Genomic DNA, 2489 nt, shown 5'->3' on the forward strand with positions numbered 1-2489 from the left:
CGTAAGCATCCGCCGAAGGCCGTGGACGCGCTCTATTGATCAGACGGCTTTTGGTTTGCGCGGCTTGGGAGCCCACTTTTTCCCGAGGCGCTCGAAGTTGTCTAGGATACGGCCGATTTCTGCCTCGTCGGGGTTGAACTTTCCCCCATACCATTCCAGCATCTGCTCGTGCTCTTCGTGCTTAGGGTCGGCCATAGCTTCGAGGAAGTCGGCGTAACCGGGGAACCCGCCCACATCTTCAGGGGGACAAGCACCGATGGCTCTGACAAGGCGCGGGTAGTCTGCACCCGGGATGGCGTCATCGATTTTCTCGACCTTGATCACATGGTGCCAGTTGTCGCCAAAGTCATAGATGTAATGGATGGTCTTGGTGCCGACATCTTCGAGCACGTCGAGCAGGCTGGTTTTGCTGGCAGGCAACGGGCCATCGTAATAGCCGTCAGGATCAGGCACGCCCCAGCCAACACCGCCGGCCTGGAACTCATAGAGGTGACTGTCGGTCCAGCCCATGGCGGCCTGGATCACATCGTGCAGACGGTTCAGCTTGATCTTGAGCGGCACATCGAAGCGCCGCAACACCTGAGGCTCGACGTCGGATAATGTGACCTTAAGGCGCGCGACCAGCGTCATGCGGCAATCCTCTTCAATTCAGTTGCGGCTTTCCAATGCCATGGGAGCAATTCATGCACCCGTGACATCGGCATGTCCGGCAGACGTGCGAGCACATCGGCCATCCATGCCTGGGGATCAATGTCGTTCATCTTTGCCGTGACGATGAGGGTATACATGAAGGCCGCCCTGTCACCGCCACGCTCGGACCCTGCAAAAAGCCACGACTTTCTGCCCAATGCGATACCTCTGAGGGCCCGCTCGGCGGCATTGTTGGTCAGGCAAAGGCGCCCGTCATCCAAGAATGCGGTGAAGGCTTCCCAGCGGCCCTCTTCGTCCAGCATGTAATTGATCGCCTTGGCGACAGGGTTGTGCTTTGACATCCGGGCCCGCTCGGCTCGCATCCAATCGTAAAGGTCGTTGACCAGCGGCGCGACCCGCTGCTGGCGGACCTCATAACGTTCTGCAGCTGACAGGCCGGTGATCTCGCGCTCCACAGCAAAGATCGCATCGATCCGCGTCACAGCGTCCAGCGCGATGGGCGAGATCTCCTCTGCTACCTTTTTGCCCTTGCGGGCGATGGCTTTGATATCGGCCAGCTCAAAAAACTTGCGTCTTGCATGGCTCCAACACAGTGCAGATTGCACCGGCCCCGGACTGCGATCTGCCAGATACAGATCATTGTAGCCGCCATAGACGTCTGATTGCAGCACACCATGCCACTCAGTCAGGTGTCGGGTCGGATGTTCTTTGCGACGATCTGTCGAGAACTTGAAGAAGGCGGCAGGCGGCGCGCCGCCATCCCACGGCCGGTCATCACGCACATAGGTCCATAATCGTGCGGTTTTTGTGCCCCCACGGGCCAGAAGCGGCACGGTCGTGTCATCACCATGCAGACGGCCCCCATCCAGCACGTGACGCTCGATCAGCGCATGGATGGGTGCCAGTGCCGCACAGGCATGACCGAGCAGATCAGCCAGAGTGGACAGGCTAAGCTCAATCCCCTCCCGCGCAATGCGTTCGGATTGCCGGTTCAGTGGCTGGTGCTGTCCATATTTGTCAAAAGCGATCATCGCGATCAACTGCGGCCCAGCCCAGCCGCGTGGAATGGCGTGGAATGGGGCCGGCGGCTGGCTGATCTTCTCGCAGGCCCGGCAGGTGAACTTCTCGCGGACGGTCTGGATCACCTTCCACTGACGGGGGATCACTTCAAGCGTCTCGGTGATGTCCTCGCCCATCTTCACGATCCGGTCGGAACCACAGCAGGTGCAGCTGGTCGGCGCCTCGACCACAACACGTTCACGCGGCAAGTGGTCTGGAAAGGGTTTGCGCACCGGCTTGCGCCGCGTAAAGGCGCGCACCGTGCTGGTCGTGTCCGCAGCAGTGACCACTTCAGCCGCCAGCGCATCCTCGGTGGCAGCTGCCTCCAATTCTTCAAGCTGCAATTCCAACTGATCAATCAGCCGTGCGCGACGCTCGGAGGAGATGCCGTATTTGTCACGCCGCAGCTTGGCAATCTCCAGCTTCAATTCCTGGATCATTGCCTCCGTGCAGGATGCCAATGCGCGGGCCTGCGCCAACTCAGTTTCAGCAGCCTGCGCACGGGCTTGTGCAGCCTCAGCCGAGGCGGTCTGCGCGGCAAGCGCGGCGCGCAATTCGGCGATTTGCAAGGCGGCATCTGACATGGCAGATGCCTATCATGAACACGGCGAAAGGCCAATAAAAACAGGCAGTTCTGTGTAAATTATCCAGCCGTTCTCGGCCTTTGCGTCCAGCGCGGATTTCTCCAGTCGATCCCTTCCAGAAGATAGCCAAGCTGGGCGGATGATATCGCCACCGCCGTGCCGCCCTGGCTCACAGGCCAAATGAACTTACCTGCC

3 protein-coding genes are annotated in these 2489 nt (G+C 59.9%); all 3 read right to left on the reverse strand.

The window, feature by feature from the left end:
- Window positions 1–39: 39 nt before the first annotated feature.
- The 3 genes from GC127_RS00945 to GC127_RS23305 are packed head-to-tail and all read right to left on the reverse strand — an operon-like array spanning window position 40 to window position 2476.
- Window positions 40–630, reverse strand: coding sequence for a plasmid pRiA4b ORF-3 family protein (locus tag GC127_RS00945; RefSeq protein ID WP_151976061.1), 591 nt, complete (start codon window positions 628–630; stop codon window positions 40–42).
- Window positions 627–2294, reverse strand: a complete 1668-nt coding sequence (locus GC127_RS00950; RefSeq protein WP_151976062.1) for an IS66 family transposase — start codon at window positions 2292–2294, stop codon at window positions 627–629. Before GC127_RS00950 ends, GC127_RS00945 begins: the two co-directional genes overlap by 4 nt.
- Before the next feature lie 59 nt (window positions 2295–2353).
- The gene (locus GC127_RS23305) at window positions 2354–2476 is read right to left on the reverse strand and encodes a hypothetical protein (protein ID WP_368074203.1); all 123 of its coding nucleotides are present in this window, start codon (window positions 2474–2476) and stop codon (window positions 2354–2356) included.
- Window positions 2477–2489 lie beyond the last annotated feature (13 nt).

The organism is Roseovarius sp. EC-HK134, from assembly GCF_902498815.1.
GTDB lineage: Bacteria > Pseudomonadota > Alphaproteobacteria > Rhodobacterales > Rhodobacteraceae > Roseovarius > Roseovarius mucosus_A.